The organism is Porphyromonas somerae, assembly GCF_022845615.1.
GTDB lineage: Bacteria > Bacteroidota > Bacteroidia > Bacteroidales > Porphyromonadaceae > Porphyromonas_A > Porphyromonas_A somerae.
Window position 1 is genome coordinate 1,807,761 of the sequence record NZ_AP025559.1, and the last position, 22,718, is coordinate 1,830,478.

At 44.8% G+C, this 22,718-nt stretch carries 23 protein-coding genes and 2 pseudogenes; 19 read left to right on the top strand and 6 right to left on the bottom strand.

From position 1 onward, the window contains the following. The first annotated feature begins 22 nt into the window (after nt 1-22). From MWL85_RS07755 to MWL85_RS07845, 19 genes and pseudogenes are all read left to right on the top strand, one after another. A complete protein-coding gene (locus MWL85_RS07755; RefSeq protein WP_004330933.1) occupies nt 23-328 on the top strand; it encodes a DUF4134 domain-containing protein in 306 nt (101 codons plus the stop codon). Then, entirely contained in the window at nt 328-654 is a 327-nt protein-coding gene (locus MWL85_RS07760; protein WP_244400283.1) for a DUF4133 domain-containing protein, read from the top strand. The genes MWL85_RS07755 and MWL85_RS07760 overlap by 1 nt, the downstream gene beginning before the upstream one ends. Then, on the top strand, nt 654-3,170 hold the full coding sequence (locus MWL85_RS07765; RefSeq protein WP_244401869.1) for a TraG family conjugative transposon ATPase: 2,517 nt from the start codon (nt 654-656) through the stop codon (nt 3,168-3,170). Before MWL85_RS07760 ends, MWL85_RS07765 begins: the two co-directional genes overlap by 1 nt. 26 nt (nt 3,171-3,196) lie before the next feature. After that, nucleotides 3,197-3,826, top strand: coding sequence for a DUF4141 domain-containing protein (locus MWL85_RS07770; protein ID WP_004330928.1), 630 nt, complete (start codon nt 3,197-3,199; stop codon nt 3,824-3,826). 32 nt (nt 3,827-3,858) lie between these two features. Beyond that, a complete protein-coding gene (traJ, locus tag MWL85_RS07775; protein ID WP_244400284.1) occupies nt 3,859-4,896 on the top strand; it encodes a conjugative transposon protein TraJ in 1,038 nt (345 codons plus the stop codon). A 363-nt stretch (nt 4,897-5,259) separates the two neighbouring features. Continuing rightward, nucleotides 5,260-5,883 carry a conjugative transposon protein TraK gene (traK, locus tag MWL85_RS07780; protein ID WP_004330615.1) on the top strand — a complete coding sequence of 208 codons (624 nt, stop codon included), beginning with the start codon at nt 5,260-5,262 and terminating at the stop codon, nt 5,881-5,883. A gap of 4 nt (nt 5,884-5,887) precedes the next feature. After that, a complete protein-coding gene (locus tag MWL85_RS07785) occupies nt 5,888-6,175 on the top strand; it encodes a hypothetical protein (RefSeq protein WP_244400285.1) in 288 nt (95 codons plus the stop codon). After that, complete coding sequence (gene traM / locus MWL85_RS07790; protein WP_244400286.1) at nt 6,165-7,412, top strand: conjugative transposon protein TraM; 1,248 nt, start codon at nt 6,165-6,167, stop codon at nt 7,410-7,412. The genes MWL85_RS07785 and traM overlap by 11 nt, the downstream gene beginning before the upstream one ends. A 90-nt stretch (nt 7,413-7,502) precedes the next feature. After that, nucleotides 7,503-7,808, top strand: a pseudogene (locus MWL85_RS07795) (DUF4138 domain-containing protein); the annotation flags it as partial. A gap of 561 nt (nt 7,809-8,369) precedes the next feature. After that, nucleotides 8,370-10,181 carry a reverse transcriptase/maturase family protein gene (locus MWL85_RS07800; RefSeq protein WP_244400287.1) on the top strand — a complete coding sequence of 604 codons (1,812 nt, stop codon included), beginning with the start codon at nt 8,370-8,372 and terminating at the stop codon, nt 10,179-10,181. A gap of 106 nt (nt 10,182-10,287) precedes the next feature. Further along, nucleotides 10,288-10,878 (top strand): annotated as a pseudogene (gene traN, locus MWL85_RS07805) (conjugative transposon protein TraN); the annotation flags it as partial. Next, nucleotides 10,878-11,459 carry a conjugal transfer protein TraO gene (locus MWL85_RS07810; RefSeq protein ID WP_244400288.1) on the top strand — a complete coding sequence of 194 codons (582 nt, stop codon included), beginning with the start codon at nt 10,878-10,880 and terminating at the stop codon, nt 11,457-11,459. The pseudogene traN and the gene MWL85_RS07810, both read left to right, overlap by 1 nt. 12 nt (nt 11,460-11,471) lie before the next feature. Further along, nucleotides 11,472-11,903, top strand: coding sequence for a DUF3872 domain-containing protein (locus MWL85_RS07815; protein WP_244400289.1), 432 nt, complete (start codon nt 11,472-11,474; stop codon nt 11,901-11,903). Nucleotides 11,904-12,151: 248 nt separating this feature from the next. Then, nucleotides 12,152-12,985: a hypothetical protein gene (locus MWL85_RS07820; protein ID WP_244400290.1), complete on the top strand. Its 834-nt coding sequence runs from the start codon at nt 12,152-12,154 to the stop codon at nt 12,983-12,985. After that, the gene (locus MWL85_RS07825; protein WP_244400291.1) at nt 12,975-13,424 is read left to right on the top strand and encodes a hypothetical protein; all 450 of its coding nucleotides are present in this window, start codon (nt 12,975-12,977) and stop codon (nt 13,422-13,424) included. Before MWL85_RS07820 ends, MWL85_RS07825 begins: the two co-directional genes overlap by 11 nt. Before the next feature lie 14 nt (nt 13,425-13,438). Continuing rightward, on the top strand, nt 13,439-13,888 hold the full coding sequence (locus MWL85_RS07830; protein WP_244400292.1) for a TIR domain-containing protein: 450 nt from the start codon (nt 13,439-13,441) through the stop codon (nt 13,886-13,888). Between the two features lie 42 nt (nt 13,889-13,930). Continuing rightward, nucleotides 13,931-14,929 carry a toll/interleukin-1 receptor domain-containing protein gene (locus tag MWL85_RS07835; protein WP_244400293.1) on the top strand — a complete coding sequence of 333 codons (999 nt, stop codon included), beginning with the start codon at nt 13,931-13,933 and terminating at the stop codon, nt 14,927-14,929. Between the two features lie 548 nt (nt 14,930-15,477). Next, complete coding sequence (gene ltrA / locus MWL85_RS07840) at nt 15,478-16,923, top strand: group II intron reverse transcriptase/maturase (RefSeq protein ID WP_244400294.1); 1,446 nt, start codon at nt 15,478-15,480, stop codon at nt 16,921-16,923. A gap of 137 nt (nt 16,924-17,060) precedes the next feature. After that, nucleotides 17,061-17,597 (top strand): ClbS/DfsB family four-helix bundle protein, encoded by a 537-nt coding sequence (locus tag MWL85_RS07845; protein WP_244400295.1) that lies wholly within the window; start codon nt 17,061-17,063, stop codon nt 17,595-17,597. Nucleotides 17,598-17,627: 30 nt separating this feature from the next. Here the strand turns inward: MWL85_RS07845 and MWL85_RS07850 are convergent, their stop codons facing one another. From MWL85_RS07850 to MWL85_RS07875, 6 genes are all read right to left on the bottom strand, one after another. After that, nucleotides 17,628-18,893, bottom strand: a complete 1,266-nt coding sequence (locus MWL85_RS07850) for a PcfJ domain-containing protein (RefSeq protein ID WP_244400296.1) — start codon at nt 18,891-18,893, stop codon at nt 17,628-17,630. After that, entirely contained in the window at nt 18,890-19,330 is a 441-nt protein-coding gene (locus MWL85_RS07855; RefSeq protein ID WP_244400297.1) for a PcfK-like family protein, read from the bottom strand. Before MWL85_RS07855 ends, MWL85_RS07850 begins: the two co-directional genes overlap by 4 nt. Nucleotides 19,331-19,352: 22 nt before the next feature. Further along, nucleotides 19,353-20,021 carry a hypothetical protein gene (locus MWL85_RS11640; RefSeq protein WP_394802097.1) on the bottom strand — a complete coding sequence of 223 codons (669 nt, stop codon included), beginning with the start codon at nt 20,019-20,021 and terminating at the stop codon, nt 19,353-19,355. Nucleotides 20,022-20,148: 127 nt separating this feature from the next. Next, entirely contained in the window at nt 20,149-20,496 is a 348-nt protein-coding gene (locus MWL85_RS07865; RefSeq protein ID WP_244400299.1) for a hypothetical protein, read from the bottom strand. Between the two features lie 152 nt (nt 20,497-20,648). Continuing rightward, the gene (locus MWL85_RS07870) at nt 20,649-21,122 is read right to left on the bottom strand and encodes a DUF1896 domain-containing protein (protein WP_244400300.1); all 474 of its coding nucleotides are present in this window, start codon (nt 21,120-21,122) and stop codon (nt 20,649-20,651) included. Nucleotides 21,123-21,149: 27 nt separating this feature from the next. Then, complete coding sequence (locus MWL85_RS07875) at nt 21,150-22,391, bottom strand: site-specific integrase (protein ID WP_244400301.1); 1,242 nt, start codon at nt 22,389-22,391, stop codon at nt 21,150-21,152. Nucleotides 22,392-22,718 lie beyond the last annotated feature (327 nt).

A 22,718-nucleotide genomic window follows, 5' to 3' on the forward strand; every position in this document is an offset into this window, starting at 1 on the left:
ACGACAGACAATGAACAGACGAATGATTAGCAAGGAACGCCTAGCGATGCTTGCCCTGACCCTGATGATGACAGGTGCGACAGCCTTTGCCCAAGGCAATGGTATGGCGGGCATCAACGAAGCGACCAAGATGGTCACTTCCTATTTTGACCCAGCCACCAAGCTCATCTATGCCATTGGGGCAGTGGTGGGCTTGATAGGCGGTGTCAAGGTGTACAATAAGTTTAGCTCAGGCGACCCCGATACGAGCAAGACAGCTGCAAGCTGGTTTGGAGCTTGTATCTTCCTCATCGTAGCTGCTACCATCCTGCGTAGCTTCTTCCTCTAATGGCTAGTTGGGAAGTAAATAAAGGAGTCGGTCGGACGGTGGAGTTCAAGGGATTGAAGGCTCACTACCTCTTCCTGTTTTCAGGAGGATTACTGGGCATCTTCATCCTTGTAGTGGTTCTCTATCTCTGTGGCATCAGTCAGATCATCTGCTTGGGCATAGGCGTAGTGGGTGCCACCGTTGTGGTGTGGCAAACGTTCGCCATGAATCGCAAGTATGGTCAATATGGATTGATGAAGCGAGGAGCTATAAGAAGACACCCGAGGTATCTCTTGAACCGCCGTTCGGTCTATCAGCTTTTTCACCAACTCAATAGCTCTAGATGATGAGAAACAGAAGCAAGATAACCACCTTAGAGTCAAAGTTCCCCTTGCTGAGTGTCGAGCATGGGTGCATTGTCAGTAAGGATGCTGATGTGACGGTTGCTTTTCGAGTGGAGCTACCCGAGCTTTTTACAGTCACATCCGCAGAGTATGAGACGATGCACTCTACTTGGCATAAAGCCATCAAGGTGCTACCCAACTTCACGATCGTTCACAAGCAAGATTGGTTCATCAAGGAGTGCTACCATACGACTTGCAAGCGTGGTCAGGAAAAGCCTTTGAGCTTTCTCGCTCGTGCCTCTGAGAGACATTTCAATGAGCGACCCTATCTAAACCATACCGTCTACCTCTTTATCACGAAGAGCAATCGACAGCGTATGGCACAGCAGAGTAGCTTCTCAACGCTTTGTAGAGGTCATCTACTCCCTAAAGAGATTACCAATGAAGAGGAGATGGTGAAGTTTATGGAGGCTGTGGATCAGTTCGAACGCATTATCAATGACTCCGAATTGATAAAGCTGGCTCGAATGAGCGAGGCTGAGCTGGTTGGCTCTAGGGAGCAAGCTGCTCTATTAGATCGCTACTTCTCTCTATCAGATAGCAGACACGGCACATTGGAGGATATACGTTTGGGGGCAGACCTTGTACGTGTGGGAGACAATATGCTGTGCCTACATACGCTCTCGGATACGGATGATTTACCCACTACGGTCAGTACCGATGGTCGCTATGAGCGATTATCAACAGACCGCTCAGACTGCCGCCTCTCCTTTGCCTCTCCAGTGGGGCTGATGCTCCCCTGCAACCATATCTATAATCAATACCTCTTCATTGAAGATAGCGAGGCTAACTTGCAGCGTTTTGAGAAGCAAGCAAGGAATATGCACTCTCTAGCACGCTACAGCCGTAGCAATCAAATCAACGAAGAGTGGATACAGGAGTATCTCAACACCGCACACTCTCAGGGACTCACCTCCATTAGAGCTCACTTTAATGTCTTGGCATGGAGTGACGACGAAGAGGAACTTCGACAAGTCAAGAATGATGTGGGCTCTGCCCTGGCCTTGATGGAGTGCCGTCCTAGACATAACACCATCGATACAGCGACCCTCTATTGGGCGGCTATCCCGGGTAATGCAGGTGACTTTCCCGCAGAAGAGTCTTTCTACACCTTTATTGAGCCGGCTCTCTGTTTCTTCACGGCAGAGACCAACTACAAGGACTCGCTCTCACCCTTTGGGATTAAGATGGCAGACAGATTATCTGGTAAGCCGATACATCTCGACATATCTGATCTGCCGATGAAGCAAGGAATCATTACCAACCGCAACAAGTTTATCTTGGGACCTTCCGGCAGTGGCAAGAGTTTCTTTACGAACCATATGGTACGACAATATTACGAGCAGGGGGCGCATGTCCTCTTGGTCGATACGGGTAACTCGTATCAAGGGTTGTGCGAACTAATCCATCGTAAGACAAAGGGAGAGGATGGAGTCTACTTCACCTACACCCATGACCATCCTATCTCCTTCAATCCTTTTTATACGGATGACAAGTTCTTTGATGTTGAGAAGCGAGAGAGTATCTGCACCCTACTGATGACGCTTTGGAAGAGTGCTGATGAGCGGGTCACAAAGACTGAAGCTGGAGAGCTGGGCTCTGCTGTCAATGCCTATATCGAGCTCATCTGCTCAGATGCTAGTATCGTCCCGAACTTCAACAGCTTCTACGAATACCTTAGAGATGTCTATCGTAAGGATATGGAGCAGCGAGATATCAAGGTGACGCTCTCTGACTTCAATATCAACAACCTTCTGACTACGCTCAAGCAGTACTACAAAGGTGGTCGTTACGACTTCCTACTGAACTCGGATAAGAACATAGACCTGCTCTCTAAACGGTTTATCGTCTTCGAAATTGACCAAGTGAAGGACAATAAAGACCTCTTCCCCGTGGTGACCATTATCATCATGGAAGCCTTTATCAATAAGATGCGCCGACTGAAGGGTATCCGCAAGATGATCCTCATCGAGGAGGCCTGGAAGGCGATTGCTTCGGAGAATATGGCGGACTACATTAAGTATCTCTACAAGACGGTCAGAAAGTATTTCGGAGAGGCTATTGTGGTGACGCAGGAGGTAGACGACATCATCTCTTCACCCGTAGTGAAGGAGAGTATCATCAACAACTCTGACTGTAAGATCCTACTAGACCAGCGTAAGTACATGACCAAGTTTGATGGTATCCAGTCGATGCTGGGTCTCTCCGAAAAGGAGAAGAGCCAAATCCTCTCAATCAATCAGAACAACGATCCTCACCGACTCTACAAAGAGGTGTGGGTCGGGCTGGGAGGTATGCAGAGTGCCGTCTATGCTACAGAGGTGAGTATGGAGGAGTATCTCACCTATACGACAGAGGAGCGAGAAAAGCTGGAGGTAATGCAACGTGCGGAGCAGCTGGGAGGTGACATTGAGTCGGCCATCCGACAACTCGCCATAGAGAAAAGAGATAAGCAATAATAGTAACAATCAAATACCTAGTGACAATGAAAAAGTATCTGCTGATGGCTCTCTTTGCAATGAGCCTATTTATCCCTCAAGCTCACGCTCAGTGGGTGGTTACCGACCCTGGGAACTTTGCTGGCAACATAGCTAACTCCATTAAGGAGATTGCCACCGCCTCGAAGACGGTCAAAAACACGCTAAGTGGTTTTAAGGAGGTGGAGAAACTGTACAACGACACCAAGAAGTACTACGATGCGCTCAAGCAGGTGAACAACCTTATAGGCGATGCCTACAAGGTGAAGGAGTGCATCCTAATGGTGGGAGACATATCAGAGATCTATGTAACCTCCTACAAGAAGATGCTAGCGGACCCAAACTTCCGCCCCACAGAGCTAGCCGCTATGGCTGCTGGCTATGCCAAACTCTTGGAACTGAGTGGAGAGAGTCTCAAGGAGCTGAAGTCTGTAGCTAAGAGCAAGGTGTTCTCGATGAATGATAGCGAGCGTATGCAGATGATAGACCGCATCTATACGACACTACGTGAGTATCGATCGATTGTTTCTTACTACACCCGAAAGAATATCTCCGTGAGTTATGTACGTGCTCACGAGAAGAATGATCTAGCATCGGTCAAAGCGCTTTATGGAAATCCAGAGAGCCGATATTGGTAAGAACATCTACGTAAAGATAGCCGTTAGGATCTATGGACTTTGCATCACTACATGAATTACTCCGCTCCACCTATCAGGAGATGATGCCTCTCTGTGGAGAGATGACGGGCATTGCCAAGGGGATTGCGGGATTAGGAGCGCTCTTCTATGTAGCCGTAAGGGTGTGGTCTTCGTTGTCTCGTGCCGAGCCGATTGATCTCTTCCCCTTACTGCGACCTTTTGTGCTGGGCTTCTGTATTATGTTCTTCCCAACGATTGTGCTGGGTACGATGAATACGATTCTCTCTCCTGTGGTACAAGGTACAGAGCGAATGGTCAATAAGCAGACGGTACAACTAGACAAGTTGACCGCTAAGCGAGACAAACTACAAGAGGCTGCCTATCTCCGTAACCCCGAGACGGCTTACTTGGTTTCTAATGAAGCTTTTGACCAAAAGATAGAAGAGATGGGGATCATCGGGCCGAGCGATGCGGTGACCATCGCTGGGATGTATGCCGAGCGTGCTGCTTACCAAACAAAGCAGTGGCTGATGAAGCAACTCCATGACCTCATAGAGTTGCTATACCATGCAGCTGCTCTGATTATTGATACGCTCCGGACCTTCTTTCTTATCGTGCTGAGCATACTGGGACCAATCGTCTTTGGTATTGCGGTTTGGGATGGCTTGTCGGGGTCGCTTACGGCTTGGTTCTCACGCTACATATCGGTCTATCTATGGCTACCCGTGAGCTCTGTCCTATCGGCTCTCCTCACCAAGATACAGGTACTGATGGTGCAGAAGGATATTGCAGCATTGAGTGACCCCAACTATCTGCCCGATTCGGGTAGCTGGTACTACATTGTCTTCTTTCTGATTGGTATCGTGGGGTACTTCTGTGTTCCTACGGTAGCGGGCTGGATTATAGAGGCTGGTGGTGGTATCGGAGCATACGGACGCAATGTCAATCAGACGGCGCAACGAGGTGCTCAGGGCGCCTATACGGGAGGTAAGGCGGTAGCTGGTGCCACTGGATCTATAGCTGGCAACGTAGGCGGACGTATCAAAGGGGCACTTATCAAGGGCAAATAGCGTCCCTTCAGCCGAAGGGTGGCTATGACACGCTTGATGAGGATGCGATGACCACGTGACGGTCGTATGACGGTCACGTGGGTAGGATTAGCTCCTCCTATGTGCGTCAATATAGCAGCTTGGGAAGGTAAGCGTAGTGCCTGCTGTGTGGCACTACAGTTTCCTACCCATGGCACTGGAGTTTCCTACCTATGAAACTAGAGTTTCTTACCTATGAAACTACAGTTTCTTCCGTATGAAACTGCAGTGCCAAGTGGGGTTGGCACTAGAGTTTCACCCGTATGGCACTGGAGTGTCAAGGCACATTGGCACTAGACTACTCCTCAGAAGTTTTTAGATATAAGACAATTAGAATAATGGAATATGGAATTCAAATCACTCACAAACATAGAGACCTCTTTCAAGCAGATTAGGCTCTATGCCATCATCTTTGCGATAGTCTGCATAGCGGTCAGTAGCTATGCGGTCTATGCTTCATACAGCTTTGCTAAGAAGCAGCGTGAGAAGGTGTACGTACTAGACCAAGGGAAGTCTCTGATGCTGGCTCTGAGCCAAGACGCTTCGATGAACCGTCCGGTGGAGGCTCGAGAGCATGTAAGACGCTTTCACGAGCTTTTCTTCACGATTGCACCCGACAAGGATGCTATTGAGAAGAATATGGAGCGTGCTTTCCAACTGTGCGACAAGTCCGCCTTTAATTACTACAAGGATCTAGCGGAGAAGGGCTACTACAATCGAGCTATCTCGGGCAATGTCAACCAACGTATAGAGATTGACTCCATACGGTGTGACTTTGACTCATACCCCTATGAAGTAACCACCTTCGCTCGGCAGTTTATTATCCGACAGAGCAATGTCACGGAGCGGAGCTTGGTGACTAGTTGCTCGCTACAAAACTCAGTTCGCTCGGATAACAATCCGCAAGGGTTTCTGATGGAGCACTTCCTCGTACGAGAGAATCGTGACATCCAAACTTACAAGCGATAAGACTATGAAGCGGAGAAGTAGACCTACCCTCAGAAGAAGCTATTTGAGGGGGCAAGTACGGCTAAGAGAGCGGTGCAATATGCTAACGAACAGACAGCGACAGATTATTGTCTACGGACTGAGTCTCGTCTACCTAGCCTGCTCAATCTGGATGGTGGCACAGTTCTTCCTCCCACACCGTGAGGAGATACCACCTATCCCTATGGGGGAGCCGGTGGACAGCCCGATACGGAGGGATACAACCTACATCAAGAGAATGGAACATTTAGCGATTAGTAACTATGGAGCATAAACAGAAAGAACAATTGAAGAAGGTGTTAGTCTTCGCAGGGCTAGGGATTATCTTTGCCCTTGCTATGTGGTTTATATTTGCACCCGCCACAAAGGAACAACCGGACGCTGGTGAGGGGTTGAATGACAACATACCACAAGCTACGACCGAAAAGCTTACGGAGAATAAACTCAAAGCCTATGAACTAGTTGACCATACAACTCAAGAGGAGCAAGCTCGTGAGGAGGTGGGGAGACTGGCGGAGTACTTTCAGCAGGAGGGAAACTCGTCTGAGAGCGACCCGCAGGAAGCGGTCGTTGGGAATAAGATTGAGTCTTCGATGCAACGCTACGAGGAGAACAATCGTCTGCTAGCGGACTTCTACGGCTCTGACCCTTATGAGGAGGAGCGAGAAGCTATGCAACAGGAGATTGATGACCTCAGACGTGAACTGCACGAGCTTAGCCAACAAGACGATGATGAGGAAGCTAAGCAACTAGCTCTTATGGAGAAGAGCTACCAAATGGCGGCTAAGTACTTACCTGCAGCTGGTGCATCTCCTGCCCATGGAGCTCTGCCTATGGGTGAGCAGTCTCAGGTCGTATCTCCGCCTAGCGGTGGAGCTACCAAGGAAGAGGCTCCCATGGAGATAATAGCTGACCACAAGCCGTTGGTCTCAGCACTGGACCAGCCAATGAGTGACGAGGAGTTTATGGAGATGTACGGAGCCAAGGAGCGGAATATGAGCTTTCATTCGCTCTCTAATAGCTCCGCACACTCGGGCGAGCGCAATACCCTTTGTGTAGTGGTGGACAAAACAACGACCCTCAAAGAGGGTGACTACGTTGCTCTTCGCCTGCTGGAGACCGCTCGTGTACAGCAAATTTCAATCCCGAAGCATAGTCTCTTGATGGCACAAGCAAAGATAGATGGCAACCGAATGCAGCTACTGATTAAGAGCATAGAGGTGAATGGTCGCATTCTGCCGGTCAAACTATCTGCCTATGATACAGACGGACAGATGGGAGTCTATATTCCCGGCTCTGAAGAGGTGTCAGCGCTCAAGGAGATGGGGGCAAATGTCGGGGGATCGATGGGAACCTCTTTCACCTTTTCCTCATCGGCTAAGGACCAAATCATCTCCGAGGTGACTAGAGGGGTGATGCAGGGAGCTGGACAACTACTACAGAAGAAGCTCCGCACGATTAAGGTGACGCTCAAAGGGGGATATAGACTATTCCTTGTACAGACGAAGTAAGCTTTTAGAACTCTAACAATAACAACTGATATACTTATGAAGAAATGGATTTTATCTATCGTAGTTTGTGCTACGATAACGCTCCCCGCTATGGCACAACAAGTGGAGGAAAACAATCAACTACTGAGTAGCGGAGACCTTTACCAAGGGATGAGCCGATCGATACCGAATGGACGGGTCGTGTTGCCCTACGGGCTGGAGGTCACGTTTGAAAAGACGGTGCATCTCATCTTTCCTGCAGCTATACGCTATGTAGACCTCGGGTCGCAAAACATTATTGCTGGGAAAGCTGACGATGCGGAGAATGTGCTGCGTGTAAAGGCTGCCGTCCGAGAGTTTGAGACGGAGACCAATATGAGTGTCATCTGCGAGGATGGCTCATTCTACGCATTCAGTGCGCCCATAATAGGGGCTTGATAATAATCACTTTGGCAAGTGATTAGGTTAGTATTCCAATTTATAAACCTATCCCATACCGACTTATCCGAATGGGAAACCAAACGGGGAGTGAAGCATGTCGGTAATGCGATAAGTCAGTTAATTGCTAAACTGCGACTGAATTGCTATGGGAAAAGACAGACACAAGGATGAAGCCTGATTGGTTGAACAATAGTCCTATGACTAATGTAGAGGTGGCAACGGAAAGCAGTTACATACGTTGCCTCGCAGTACCCACGCTTATTGAATGGAGTGATGGGCAAGGAATTTACTGCGACATATCCGTCAGAGAACGGAAAAGGATGTACGTTGCATCCGACAGTCTGTCAAGCCAAGTTATCAAGGCCACTAAATGGGGATTGCCTACACGGAGATGCCGAAAGGCTATGAGCATAGGCTCTGAAAACTCCGCATGGCAACGGAGTTCCCGTAGTAGTCTGAGCGTGGGAAAGCCACGTACATGGCAAAGGGGAACAGCTCGGTAATTTTAATATTGTCAAACGATAACGTGTGAGACGTATGAGAAATCCAGAGACCATATTAAACAGTTTATCTGCACATAGCAAAGATGTGCATTACAAGTACGAAAGGTTGTACCGCATCCTATTCAATGAACAGATGTTTTATGTAGCCTACCAGCGCATTTATGCGAAACCGGGCAACATGACACCTGGTTCAGACGGCAAGACCATTGACGGAATGAGTGTTGATAGAATAGGACATCTGATAGCTGCGCTAAAGGATGAAAGTTACATGCCAACGCCTGCCCGAAGAGTCTATATACCTAAAAAGAATGGGAAGAAAAGACCATTGGGCATCCCATCAATTGAAGACAAGATGGTGCAAGAGGTCGTTAGACTTATTCTTGAAGCTGTCTATGAGGGGCATTTTGAGAATACCTCGCATGGATTCAGACCAAGAAGAAGCTGTCATACGGCTTTGCGTTCCATCCAAACTCTTTTCACTGGTGCGAATTGGTTTATCGAAGGTGACATCAAAGGATTCTTCGACAATATTGACCACCATATTCTGATTGAAACTCTTCGTGAGCGCATATCAGATGAAAGATTTCTTCGACTGATATGGAAATTCTTAAAGGCAGGCTATATCGAAGATTTTACATTTCACAAGACGTATTCGGGAACTCCTCAAGGAGGGATAATAAGTCCTATCTTGGCTAATATATACCTTGATAAGTTCGACAAATACATGCGTGAATATGCGGAATCTTTTGACAAGGGTAAGAAAAGGCGGGAAAACCCACTCCACGCAAGTTATAGTCGAAAGGCTGTAAGATTACGCAAGGCTATCCGAAACGCCACTGATGAAGACACGAAACGTGAATTGCTGACACAACTGAAAGAGATGGAAGCAAAGACACGGAGAGTGCCGGCATCTATGGCAATGGATAGTAACTACAAGAGACTTAAATATATCAGATATGCCGATGACTTTCTAATCGGTGTAATTGGTAGTAAAGCAGATTGCGCAAGAATGAAAGAGGACTTTACAAACTTCATGAGAGACAAGCTAAAACTTGAATTATCCGAAGAAAAGACCTTAATCACTAATGCACAGGATTCTGCAAAGTTTCTTGGGTATGAAATCTCTATCAGAAAATCCGAGGCCATGAAGCGAAATAAGCTGGGATGGTTGAAGAGACCGTTCAGCGGACGCATAATGCTGACTCTGCCTATTGCCACAGTCCAAAAGAAATTATTGGAACTGAAAGCAATGGAACTTAGGGTAATCAATGGAAAGGAAATTTGGTATGCCATGCCACGCAATTACCTGACCAAAGAAGACCCTGCTACAATCTGCGCACGCTATACAACTGAAATCAGAGGTTTGTACCAATATTATAGGATTGCGGACAACATCTCTTATGCAGGAAGTAAATTCGGTTACATAATGCGATATAGTTTCTGCAAAACTTTGGCAAAGAAACTAAATTCATCAACTGCCAAGGTTATACGAAAGTACAGAAGAGACCATGACTTGGCGATACCCTATCAAGCAAAGAAAGGAGAAACCAAGTTCCGAATATTCTATAATGATGGCTTTGCGAGGCAAGAGCCGGACAAAGACGCAACCTGCGATAATCTACCTAACACATTTGTACTTCCTTTCCCTACTCTTGCGGAGAGACTTATGGAGCGCAAATGTGAATTGTGTGGAGCAACTAATGTCAAGACCATAATGTATCAAGTCCGTAAGCTCAGAGGTATAAATACCGATACTGAATGGCACCGACTGATGATTAAGAAATGGCGTAAGACATTGGCTGTATGCAAACATTGTAATGCAAAAATTCATGTCCATGACAAATAAACTGATATTACCAGTGGAGAGCCGTATGCAGGGAGACTTGCACGTACGGTTCGGGGGCAGGCCATGGGAAACCTACCACCGAAAGGTGGCAAGGCGCCCATTGCCGAGCCTACATGTGAAGTATGCGGATGAACCAGAGAAGCTCAGCATGGAGATGAAGGACTTTCTATCTCCTACGGAGAGAAGACTGCCGAGCAATCGTGCGGACATCTACTTCAAAGAGCTGGGAAGTGAGTCGCCCATATTGGTTAAGCTGATTATGAAGAGCATCTACCAAAATGATAAGCGAATTATCAAGCATATTGGAGCAAAGCAATTCGGGATGCGTTTCTTACTTCGTGGCTTATATGCCCACAATGGGTTGCTTTACTTCCATGTCCGTATGGATAATGAGTCTAATATGCCGTATGCGGTGGACTTTATCACGTTCAAAGTGGTGGACAAGAAGGTGGCGAAGCATACAGCTATACAGGAGCGAATGCTACAGCCTCTACGTGCCTTTCATCAGGTGATGTGGATTGGGGCGGGACGCTCTGAGAGAATAGTCTTTGCTTTGGAGCAGTTCACACTATCGGAGGATAAGCAGCTTGAAGTGACGCTTTACGAGCGAAACGGGAGTCGCACGCTCACTTTCTATGTGGAGCCTGAAGACCTTTTGCTCACTAAGAAGATTGACAATCTTAAACTGAAGTGGTGATGAAGAGATGGTTATCCATGATGGTCTGCGTGATGGTGGCTATGACTGCTGCTATGCCATCGTACGCACAGCGACTAATCCCTAGGCAAAATAGCGTTGAGCTGGTCGGCTCTATGCCGATTATCAAGGGGGAGAGACTATTCGCAAAGGAGAGTTTTGGGGTAGGTCTTGAGTTCGCACACTACTTCAAGCGGGCGAACTACGCTTTTCTCTTGGCGGAGTATGAGCAGCAAGGGTTGACTTATCGCTCTTACAATGTTCCACTGCGTGATGCGCTACTGCATTTCGGCTATATGCACCCGATACTCTCAGATAGGGGGAAGAATGTCTTTGGCTACCTGGGGCTATCCGCTCTCTGCGGTTACGAAGAGCTGAACGAGGATAAACGGATGCTACCTGATGGGGCTACACTCCTTGATCGATCTCGCTTTACTTATGGAGGGGCGATACATAGCTCGGTGGAACTGTTCCTAACAGACAATCTGCTCTTCGTCCTCAAAGCTCAAGGGCGACTGCTCTTCGGCTCTGACCTGCATCGTTTTCGTCCTGCTATCTCAGCAGGACTCAAGTTCAATATCTAACTACCAACAACAATGAAAAAGTTCCTAGTGAATACGATATGGGCTGTGGGAGGGATTGCCCTCGCCCTCTTTTGTCTATCTGCTTGTACTCGTGAGCTGGATGTACAGCAGGCTTACGACTTCTCACTCGAAGTGATGCCGGTGCAGAACTCCATAGCTAAGGGGGAAACGGCTGAAATACGCTGTAGCCTCAAAAGAAGTGGTCGCTTTGCCAATACGCAATACACGATCCGTTACTTCCAGCCGGATGGTAAGGGTTGCTTGAAGATGGATGATGGCACTGTATTCAAACCGAATGACCGCTATCCACTAACGAGAGATGCCTTCCGTCTCTATTACACTTCACTCTCTACCGACCGCCAAACGATTGACATCTACGTGGAGGACAACTTCGGGCAAATGGAACAGTTATCGTTTGACTTCAATAGTAAGAGAGAAGATTAGTGATCATAAGGCTTGATTTTGATACTTTGCAAGGCGATTGGCTCTGATAGCTAGTCACCTTAATTTTCTTAACCTAATAATTCGCGCATATTATTTAATATGGAATCGGCTAATTCCTTTTTTGTGGGTGGCTTCTCCCCCAGCACCTCAAAATAGGAATTAGCCATGGAATCTCCGCCAAGTAATTATAATAGAAGATGTAATATGCACTCTCCTCATAATTGAGTACATTTGCCAAAAACAATGTTATGTATCGAGGATATCAATTAGCATTTTCAGTTGAAGATTTTTCTTCACAAGAATATCTTGATCTTTATAAGCAACAAGGAGAAGATATAATGTCATCAAAAAAACATGAGGTTCAAGAGACTTTGAAATCTTTCGTTTTATCTGATGGAAAGACAATTGACGGAAGCAAATTAAAAGAAAATTGGTTTCCACAAGTAGAGGTTGATATTTTTATTTCCCATTCACATAGGGATGAGGATCTTGCAATTGCACTTGCTGGGTGGCTGTGGGATACTTATAGGATAACATCTTTTATTGACTCATATCTTTGGGGGTACTCAAATGATCTATTAAGAATAATTGACGACAATTACTGCTTTCAGAACGCAAAAGGTACATATAGTTATGAAAAACGAAACTACTCTACGAGTCATGTTCATATGATGCTTTCTGTTGCACTTAGCCAAATGATTGATAACGCTGAATGCCTGTTTTTTCTAAACACTCCTAACTCAATTACACCTGATTCAATCATCAACACAACAGAGTCTCCATGGATTTATTCGGAGATTATGACATCTCAACTCATAAGAAAAAAGGGACTGACCACATATAGAACAATAGCTCTTAATGAGGGACAAAGAACATTCTCCAAGGGCGGAAAAATGCCCAGATTTCAATATGAATTACCAACAGCTCATCTTACAAGTATTAATGCTCATGATTTAGTAAAATGGGAAGAATGTTGGAGTAAAGAAATACATAACATTCAATACCCAAAGTATTCTAAGGACTTAAGGACTCACGCTTTAGACATATTATACTATTTAACAAAACAACAAAATGAACAGTAATAAAAGGTTGGAGGTTTTAGAAAGCCCCGTAGTACAAGATTATATTGCTATGCTTCAAGGGATTATTAATAGAATGGCAGGGAACAGTGCCAATTGTAAAAACTGGACTATTACCCTTGTAGCAGGTATGTTGGTGTTACTGGTAGATAAAAATATGGAGCTCCCTAATGCATGGATTTGTCTTATTCCAATTGGATTGTTTTACTTGCTTGACTGTTACTATTTGGGCTTAGAGAGACTATGTATCGCATCACGAAATAATTTTCTTGACAAGATTTACAATGAACAAGATTACACAGAATGCTTATACAAAATAAAAGAACTCAAAGGAGGGTGTAACCAATTTTATAGCACAATTAAAGCGATGAAATCCATTTCAACAACTCCATTTTATCTTATAGTATCAATAGTTGTCATCCTTTTTGGTGGCATAAAATAGAAACTCCAGATGAGTTGATTCGTTTAATTTATAATTCTCAGCTAGAGCAAGTGAAAGAATACGATTTGTTTCTGTCTCATAGTTCTCTCGATAGTGAATTACTTTTGAAGCTAAAATCTATCTTGAATCATAGCAATGTCAATGTTTATATTGATTGGGTTAGCGATAGAAATGCATTAAAAAGGGAACTTACCAATGAGAATGTGCCCAAAGCAATTAAAGAGAGACTAAAATCTTCGAAGGCTTTACTCTATGTTCATACGGAAGCTAGTCAAAACTCCAAATGGATGCCATGGGAGCTTGGTTTCTTTCATGCGTTAAGGGGTAAGATTTGCGTATATAATCCTTACAATGTAGAAATAGCTCCTTATTTAGAGATATATCCAGCTGTTAGAGAAGAAGATGGTGCCTTTTTCGTGAAAGATGCTGATGTGCAAACGAATTTAAAAGACTGGATATATTGAGAATCTTCTGACTCCTATGACAAATATACCAACAATGAAAAAATGAAACAAAAATTTGACTATGATGTGGCTTTATCTTTTGCTGGTGAAGATAGAGAATATGTAAATGAAGTTGCAAGCATATTGAAATCGAAAGGTGTAAGTGTTTTTTATGACAGATTTGAAGAAGCAAATTTGTGGGGAAAAAACCTTTACGACTATCTGAATGATATTTATGCTAACAAGGCTCTCTACACAATAATGTTTATCTCTTCGAGTTACAACGATAAATTATGGACAAATCATGAGAGAATATCTATGCAGAGCCGTGCTTTCCAAGAATTCCGTGAATATATCCTTCCAGCAAGATTTGATGAGACTGAAATCCCTGGGATCCCATTGACTATAGGTTACATTTCTTTAGCTGATAAAAATCCCCAAGAATTTTGTGAGATTATTTTTAGAAAACTTATTCTAAGTGGCAGATCCGTTCCTAGTGAGCAAATACGAAACAGCTTATCACCCCTTATTAAGATACCAAAGGTAACCCCATCGAATCTTGAGGTCAATATTATTGATGAAAAATCAAACCCGATTGTTGGAGCAGACATATATTTAATTGCCGATAATAACACCTTCTTAAACGCCAAAACCAATGATGAAGGCTTTGCATGTATCAAGATAAATGTAAGACGAAGATATCGGTTGTTTATTGCTGATGCAAATCATCCCGCATACATATTAGATGAAGTTGATCCTAATTACAATATTCAAGTAAGTCTCCACACATCTGAAAACATAGGCTCAATAATCTGTAAAAGTACGGGGTATATACCTGGATTAAAAGGACGGCTAAATCCTATCCTAGATACATCAAATAGAACTTATCTATATGCTGATAATATTGCTATTGATGGTGGAAAGCTTCAACCGACTACTTTTGAAACCAATGTCCCTATGGATTTAGAAGACTGCGATGGCATGATTATGCAAATAACAGTTAAAGCCATCCAAGGAGCCGTTTCATTGATTGAATTTGTAAAGCCGATAATTGATAACTGAATAATACGAACTTTTTGCGACTTTCTTTTGCTTCTTTGCTTTGGTCGCCTGCTCGTACTCAAAGACAAAGAAAAGAAGCCCCCGAAAGTGTTGCCGTCTGTCGGCACCCTTTTGGGGGCTTTTGTGTACGCTCGGCATGAGCATTATCTAACGGGTGGAAGTCCCGAGTAAGCCCTAATAGCGGGAATTACATAGCCAAGAGCAAGGGTGTTCATCGTGAGGTGAAATCTGAAGGAAGCTGGCGGCAAACATCTGACCTAACGAACAGAAACTTCATATAAGGCATATGACCGTGGGCAAGGTTGCACAACAAACCAAAGCCCGATAGCTATTCGGAATGGTTGGTGTAAATGAAGTAGGTATAAGGTGGAAAGATAATGTTCTTATCCGAGGAGGTCTCACGGACGTTTCCAATAGTTGTTTTTACGAAAGAAGCGGAGTAAAGCTTGCCGTGAGAAGTCAGCAGAGGTCATAGTAGTGGAGTAATCGGTAGCACTCCATGAAGGACCGAACCTAACAATTAAGCGATAGTAATTGAACGTTACCAAATGAACGAACGAATGCAGAAAACATTAGCCCTTGCTAATGACTGCCCCAAAAGGAATAGGACGGAATCCGAAAGGTATGGGGGAGTGCAGACTTTCATGTGGATGACCGAAGACAACATCGTGGAAGTTCCATTCGACAAGGAGCACTTATTGGAAATAATCCTTATCCCCGACAACCTCAACAAAGCCTACAAGGCAGTAGTGAGGAATAAGGGATGTGGTGGTATCGACAAGATGTCGTGCGAGCAGCTGCTCCCATGGCTCTTGACCAATAAGGATGAACTCATGAGTTCCTTGCTGGACGGCTCTTACCGTCCGAACCCGGTCAAGAGGGTAGAGATACCCAAAGACAACGGCAAGATGCGCCTTTTGGGAATACCTACAGTGGTAGACCGGTTGGTGCAACAAGCCATCAACCAAGTATTGACTCCCATCTATGAGAACCAATTCTCCAAGACAAGCTACGGCTTCCGTCCGAGAAGAGGCTGCCATGACGCACTACGAGGAGCGCAAAGGATAATCAACGAAGGCTACATATATGTAGTAGACCTTGACCTTGAACGCTTCTTCGATACCGTGAGCCATAGCAAACTTATAGAAATCCTCAGTCGTACGATAAAAGACGGCAGAGAGGTCAGTCTTATACACAAATATCTCCGAAGTGGTGTAATGAACAAAGGCTTGTTCGAAGCGAGTGAGGAAGGCACTCCTCAAGGAGGGCCACTGAGTCCACTCCTCAGCAACATAGTGCTCAACGAACTGGATAAAGAACTCGAACGCAGAGGACTCCCCTATGTACGTTATGCAGACGATTCGATGATATTCTGCAGAAGCAAACGAGCAGCAGAACGTGTACGAGAGTCAATAACCAAGTTCATTGAAGGAAAACTCTTTCTCAAGGTAAACAAGGAAAAGACAGTTGTTTCATATGTCAAAGGAGTGAAGTATCTCGGCTACTCCTTCTATGTACACAAAGGCAAATGCCAACTCGCAGTACATCCCAAATCCAAGGCAAAGATGAAGTTACGACTAAAAGAACTGACAAGCCGGAGCAATGGATGGGGATATGCCAAGAGAAAGCAGAAGCTGAAAGAGTACATCCAAGGATGGATGGGATACTATCATCTTGCCAATATGAAACGTCTTTGCTTGGAAACCGATGAATGGTTAAGGCGACGCATACGAATGTGTATATGGAAAGCCTGGAAGAACCCAAAGACAAAAGTGGCGAACCTCATCAAGTGTGGTATTGCAGAATGGCAAGCCTATCAATGGGGGAATACACGTTTGGCTTATTGGCGTGTGGGAGATAGTCCGATTCTTGCGAGGGCAATATCCAATAAGGCACTCAAGAAGCAAGGCTACGTATGTCTAATGGATTTATATCTCGAATGGAATCCAAAAATAGGAACCGCCGTATGCCGAACGGCACGTACGGTGGTGTGAGAGGTCGGTAAACACGAAAGTAGGAGATAAACACCTATGATTAGTGTTTACCTCCTACTCGATTATTGAATCTACGAACAAGGTTCCGAATTTTCGTCCTTTTACTTACCTTTGAGACAAACAAAGAATATAGAGATATGGCAAGAGCTATAACAAAGGCGGATTTGATGACATCTGCTAATCAACAATTTGTGAGGATGTGGAAGCTCATCGACAGTATGAGTGGGGAGCAACAAGCGACACCTTTTGCAGTGGAAATGACTACAAGCGGTAAGGAGACACATTGGAGAAGAGACAAGAACCTAAGGGATGTACTTGTACACTTGTACGAGTGGCATAATCTGCTATTGAATTGGGTTCAAGCCAATAGCAATGGGGTGCCTAAGCCTTTTCTTCCCGAACCTTACAATTGGAGAACTTACCCTGCACTGAATATTGAGTTTTGGAAGAAGCACCAAAGCACATCGTTGGAGGAAGCAAAGGAAAACTTGAAAGCGTCTCATAATGCTGTAATGGCTTTGATAGGAAATTATTCCAATGATGAGCTTTTTGCCAAAGGCTCATTGCCTTGGACTGGGACATCTACACTTGGAGCATATTGTGTCTCGGTAACGGCAAGTCACTACAATTGGGCGATGAAGAAAATAAAGAAGCATATCAAACTCTTGAAATAAACTTAGTGGGAAATACTCCTTTACCGACCTTCATCGTACAACTTCCCTTATCAGCTGGTGATTGGCATTGACAAGGTTCACAATTTGGTCGTGGTATGTGCTGTTTTGGTTGCATACGCCACGGCTCTGTATTACTTGTAGGGTGTCAAGAGAGACCTCTATCGTTTCTATTCGCTTGCCCTTAATGGTAGCAGACAGAATGAGCGAGTTCTCTTTGAGGTAGTACTCATTTGAAAATAGGCAGTGATGCAATTCAGTTCCTTCGTCTATATATTCCTGCACGCTCTCCAGGACGTGTACTTGTATTGTGCCGTCCGTGAAACAGATGCCGAAGAACTTTGATTTGAGTTCACGAAAACGCTCCTCGTCCGCAATTGCCTTTTTCCGCTTTCGCTCCATCGCCTCCCGCTCACGCTGTCTGCGCAGCTCCGCTTCTCGTTTGTTATGCTCTCCTCTGAGGTCGGAGGGGCAGATGTATTTCGGGTTGTGGATGTCCTTACCCAATCGTTTGAGCATATCTACATAGTCACACCATAAGGCAATGTCGCTTATTATGTAGTGGTGACGAAGTGTCAACTTGTATGAGTTCCAATAGTTGTCAAGCCCTTTGCTCTTTGATAGGAGATGTCTTAAATCCTTGTGTCGTTCTGCTTTAATCATTGTTTCTGCACGACTATCAGTAAGTAGAGCTGGGATGAGTTGAGTAGGAGCTATGCCGTGAAACTCTCCGTTGAAGCCATTTCTATAAAGCCTATTCGTAACCTTTAGCTTCGGATATATCTGCGAATAGGCTACATATCGGTAAGCTTCGCTATCATTACGGATAGCCATCGGAGAGCAAAAAGAGAAGCTATCAATGTAATGTCCAAAAGTCCGCTGTATGGCTACTAGTGCTTGTCTCCCTGCATCGTTCCACCAATAATGCCCAATCTCAATGACAGAGCTCTGTGCTCTGCAACCTTTCTCCATTTCAGCCACGAGGAGGAACATCCGCAACACTTGATACTCACCACAAGTGGTTAGTAGCGTGAAGTACTGCTTCTGTTGTAGCTTCCGCATTCTTGTTGTCTTGACTTGCAACCTTGCCCTACATTGAGGGCAAGTGCAAGTATCTATAGGCTGCTCTAAAGTCCAACTATGACCACAATCCATACAAGTCGTACGACCTTTGGGTAGGCGGAAGGCAAAGTGGTCTATGCACTCTCGGAATGCCCACTGATGCTGCGCTTTTGTTATCGGGCATAGTCTCGTACTCCGTGCCAATACGGCTTTCTCAAACTTGTTCCTAGGTTTCATAAGGCAAGGGTGTCAAATAGTGTGGGTTGCGGTTGTGTAGAAGATGTTGTCTCGGGCCTTTCAGTTCTCTTGGGTCGCTCGTTTCGCTTCTGCAATTTAACAAGTTCCTCTTGTTGGTATTGCTTGATAGCTTCCTGCCGTGCTTGCTTTTTCTCTTCTTCGGAGAGCTCTACAACGTGATTGACCACAACATTGCAACCAGAGACTTTATCCACCTCTATATCATCTTCATCATAGTAGTGAACTGCCATTGAGTATATCTCCTCATCGGCAAAGCCATTACAACCACTTCTTTGCACCTCACTCAAGATATAGAGAATGCACTCCTCTATGTTCTTATGGGGCTTCTGTAGATTGGGTGCAAACAAAGGGTCTGTCATCGCACGTCCATTAAGGTATTCGGCTATCGTTCGGGTAAATTGTTCTGTTCCTTTCATTGTCTTATCGGTATTAGTGCTGTTAGTACTTGGGTATCTCTACGATTTGGTTGATAGGTCCATAGAGGTAGTTGCGTAGGCTGGTGCGGTCGGGAGCATAGTACTCTGTCCACTGTCCATATTGATTGACGAGGTACTTCTTCAATACATCGATGAAGTCAAATCGCCATCCTTGTAGCGGTACGGCAGAGCGGAAGCAGGTATTGTTATTCACTGCTTCACAGAGCCAATTCTTATCCTCACGGCTCATTCGCTCGCCACGATTAAGCTTTGCTCTCAGGAGATATACAGAGCTGTCACAAAGGCTTTCCAATGGGGGGACGTCCCAATGGACGAACTTGGTAGCCAACGCCTGCTCACTTTGTTCAAACTCAGAACTTATGCGGTAATGAGAGGAGGAGCTATATCCTTTTTCTTTCATTGATGATGTCATGTTTACTTTCTGCTTATTCATAAGAGACCTTTTTTTTATGCGTTCAAAGATCGGAGTATGCTGATTCCTTTTTTCAAGCAAAAACAAGGTAGCGGGGCGAGACTTACACAAGGTTTTGGCGGAAAATACTACCCGAAGCGAACAGCATAGGTGTGGAGATTTTCCAGACAAACCGAATGGCCTGACCTTGGGAAAGTCTTTAAGCCCCGTACTACCTTTGCGATGAAAAAGAATCAGCTTCCGATTTGACCACTGCATAACTGGGGAACTATGACTGAGAAGCAGAAGTGCAATGCCTAAACACAAGAAGCAAAAAGGGAGACCAGCTTCGCAAGAGAGCTAGTCACCCAAAGAGTTGTTTCTCAGAAGTGATAGAGGTGCTATGTCATAGCACGCAAAGCAGTATTACGGCTAGTACAACAATCCAAAAGAGGTAGCGTAGAAGCGTAAATGTGATTTGCAGAACGGTACGGACGATGAATCGTAGTACCACAAAACCAATCAGTATCAATAGAGCCGTTACGACCTGTGCTGTGACTAACTTAGAGAGTAAGTACACTCCACCCGATAGGATACCCATAAGTAAGGTAAGTCGGATGATGCGAGACCATTTGATGCCGTTGCTCGAAGTTGTTTGGGACGCAACTTGTAGTGGCTCTTCTTTATCTGCAGGAACACTTGCCCGTATGAAGGCTGGACTGTGCAGGTCTTTGTTCATGAGAGATCTATTCATATTCGGAGTCTTTTAGAGTTTTCAAGAGCAGAGCTAAGAGACTATGCGACATAAAGACAAGAGATAGAATATACTCTTGACGTATGGAGCAGAGAGACTATCTTGGCTCTTGAAGCTCAAAAGGCTTACGAGATAGGGATAATCTACATTGTCTACTCTAATGCACTCACATCGCCTATCGTGGGAAGTTGATTAGCTTCAATAAGAAGTACAACTGTTCCTGTCAGTTCTGTGTAGAGCGTATCATACTCAGGTGTTGCAACAAAGTCATCCGTAAGGTTATACTTGTCAAATAGGTTTTGTATCGCCTTGTTCCCGAGAAGTATCTGAGAGAGTCGTTCGGAGAGTGGGGAGGGTAGCTCCTTTTCAAACTCATTCTCCAAGACGGACACCAGCGTGTCGTATTTGGAGAAATGCAGGTCACGATACAGCACTTCACTCGCCATACTCTCTGCTTCGGGATAGGAGAATCCTTCTTCTACAGCATCACAGTAGGTAGTAAGAGCTTCATCAGCTCGTGCCGTGATAAATGGCTTGTCTTCCACCTTTTCAGGAAAATGCTCACTAAGGTAGCTCTCCAGCTTTAAGCGGAAGTAGGATAGTTCTTTCTTATTCGTTGTCTTCATCTTCTTATTTGGTTTTAATGGTTGCACTTATTGCCAGTTATTCTCCCCGATACCCATAGCCGTATTGAACTTGCCTAGTTTGTCAGCAAACTGCTCCATATCATGTTCAATCTTCTTATTGGTGATACGGGCATAGATTTGCGTTGTTCGGATATTGGTATGCCCCAGCATTTTAGATACGCTCTCTATCGGAACTCCCTTGCTCAGTGACATTGTCGCGAAGGTATGTCGAGCTAGGTGGAAAGTCAAGTTCTTCTTGATACCACATATATCTGCAATCTCTTTGAGGTATGAATTGGTCTTCTGATTGCTAAGGATAGGGAAGAGCTTGCCATCACGATAAGTTTGGTGGCTATATTTACTGATGATGCGCTTAGGGATGTCGAGGAGCAGCACATTGGTCTCCACGCTTGTCTTCTGTCGCTTAGTCATAATCCACTCTTTGCCACCAAGCATCACGATATTGTCGGGTGTAAGATTAGCCACATCAATGTAAGCTAAACCTGTAAAGCAGGAAAAGATGAAGATGTCTCGTACCAGCTCCAATCTCGGGATATTCAACTCCTTGTTGACAATCTGTAAGACCTCTTCATCAGTCAAGAACCCTCGATTCACTGGCTCTAAGTGAAATCGGAAGTTGACAAAAGGGTCGTGATGTAGTACGCCCAACTTTTGCCCCAAAATGACGATAGTCTTGAAGGTCTTCATCGTCTTAGTGGCTGTATTAGGATTTTGCCCCACCACCGTGCGTAGGTATAGGTCAAAATCATGTATAATCATATAGGTTAGCTCCGTGAGCTTGAGGTCTCTACGTCTGAGTTTATCTTTTAGGAACTCAGAAAAGCGTCTTTTGCAGACCTTATACTTTTGAAGAGTGGGCGCAGAGACTGAGATGCCAACTCGAGCTGCAACATCTTCATTGTGTTTGTCGAAGAGTTGCATAATGGTATCTATATCTTGTTTTTTGCCAAGATGTTCTGACTTGATACGCTCTAACGAAAGCTCATCAGTCATTTCTAACTTGCGAAAGATGGCTTGTAAACCACTTTGGATGTTATCCAGTTGCAAGTTGGTATTTAGAGCTTCTGTGTGACGCCCTTTTACTCGCTCTTTTTCGCGATCCCATTGGGACTGCACGATGGTGATGCCAGTGGAGCCTAGTGACATCCGCTCATTGTTGAGATAGATGCGTAGCATTACTGGCGTTTTTCCTTCCTTGTTCACATAGTTGCTGCGAAGGTAGAATGCTGTTCTGAAAATTGATTGCATACATTGTCTGTTTTTATTGTAGCCAAGCATAGAAAGTTTGCGACCGGAAAAGCTACACATTTACGGTGCTGATAACTCTCTACAACTCGCCTACAAAGTTGCACATAATTGTTTGAACTACAGCAATGTACAAGTACTCTAAACAGACTCTCTACGTACTCTTGGCTACAATTATTTTTTGCGAGAAAAAAGTGTAGCCAGATTGTAGCCATTGGAGAGTATTTTGGGCGTTTCGGCTATCTCTGTAACTACTCTGAAGAGGTAGAGGTCTATAAAACAAAAGTATCGTAACTCGTTGGAATTACGATACTTATACTTTTTCAGCAG

Bases quoted from the DNA above. Each gene is read 5' to 3' on its own strand.
- MWL85_RS07755 (WP_004330933.1), top strand. From the start codon at position 23: ATGATTAGCAAGGAACGCCTAGCGATGCTTGCCCTGACCCTGATGATG.
- MWL85_RS07760 (WP_244400283.1), top strand. From the start codon at position 328: ATGGCTAGTTGGGAAGTAAATAAAGGAGTCGGTCGGACGGTGGAGTTC.
- MWL85_RS07765 (WP_244401869.1), top strand. From the start codon at position 654: ATGAGAAACAGAAGCAAGATAACCACCTTAGAGTCAAAGTTCCCCTTG.
- MWL85_RS07770 (WP_004330928.1), top strand. From the start codon at position 3,197: ATGAAAAAGTATCTGCTGATGGCTCTCTTTGCAATGAGCCTATTTATC.
- traJ (WP_244400284.1), top strand. From the start codon at position 3,859: ATGGACTTTGCATCACTACATGAATTACTCCGCTCCACCTATCAGGAG.
- traK (WP_004330615.1), top strand. From the start codon at position 5,260: ATGGAATTCAAATCACTCACAAACATAGAGACCTCTTTCAAGCAGATT.
- MWL85_RS07785 (WP_244400285.1), top strand. From the start codon at position 5,888: ATGAAGCGGAGAAGTAGACCTACCCTCAGAAGAAGCTATTTGAGGGGG.
- traM (WP_244400286.1), top strand. From the start codon at position 6,165: ATGGAGCATAAACAGAAAGAACAATTGAAGAAGGTGTTAGTCTTCGCA.
- MWL85_RS07800 (WP_244400287.1), top strand. From the start codon at position 8,370: ATGAGAAATCCAGAGACCATATTAAACAGTTTATCTGCACATAGCAAA.
- MWL85_RS07810 (WP_244400288.1), top strand. From the start codon at position 10,878: ATGAAGAGATGGTTATCCATGATGGTCTGCGTGATGGTGGCTATGACT.
- MWL85_RS07815 (WP_244400289.1), top strand. From the start codon at position 11,472: ATGAAAAAGTTCCTAGTGAATACGATATGGGCTGTGGGAGGGATTGCC.
- MWL85_RS07820 (WP_244400290.1), top strand. From the start codon at position 12,152: ATGTATCGAGGATATCAATTAGCATTTTCAGTTGAAGATTTTTCTTCA.
- MWL85_RS07825 (WP_244400291.1), top strand. From the start codon at position 12,975: ATGAACAGTAATAAAAGGTTGGAGGTTTTAGAAAGCCCCGTAGTACAA.
- MWL85_RS07835 (WP_244400293.1), top strand. From the start codon at position 13,931: ATGAAACAAAAATTTGACTATGATGTGGCTTTATCTTTTGCTGGTGAA.
- ltrA (WP_244400294.1), top strand. From the start codon at position 15,478: ATGAACGAACGAATGCAGAAAACATTAGCCCTTGCTAATGACTGCCCC.
- MWL85_RS07845 (WP_244400295.1), top strand. From the start codon at position 17,061: ATGGCAAGAGCTATAACAAAGGCGGATTTGATGACATCTGCTAATCAA.
- MWL85_RS07850 (WP_244400296.1), bottom strand. From the start codon at position 18,893: ATGAAACCTAGGAACAAGTTTGAGAAAGCCGTATTGGCACGGAGTACG.
- MWL85_RS07855 (WP_244400297.1), bottom strand. From the start codon at position 19,330: ATGAAAGGAACAGAACAATTTACCCGAACGATAGCCGAATACCTTAAT.
- MWL85_RS11640 (WP_394802097.1), bottom strand. From the start codon at position 20,021: ATGCAGTGGTCAAATCGGAAGCTGATTCTTTTTCATCGCAAAGGTAGT.
- MWL85_RS07865 (WP_244400299.1), bottom strand. From the start codon at position 20,496: ATGAATAGATCTCTCATGAACAAAGACCTGCACAGTCCAGCCTTCATA.
- MWL85_RS07870 (WP_244400300.1), bottom strand. From the start codon at position 21,122: ATGAAGACAACGAATAAGAAAGAACTATCCTACTTCCGCTTAAAGCTG.
- MWL85_RS07875 (WP_244400301.1), bottom strand. From the start codon at position 22,391: ATGCAATCAATTTTCAGAACAGCATTCTACCTTCGCAGCAACTATGTG.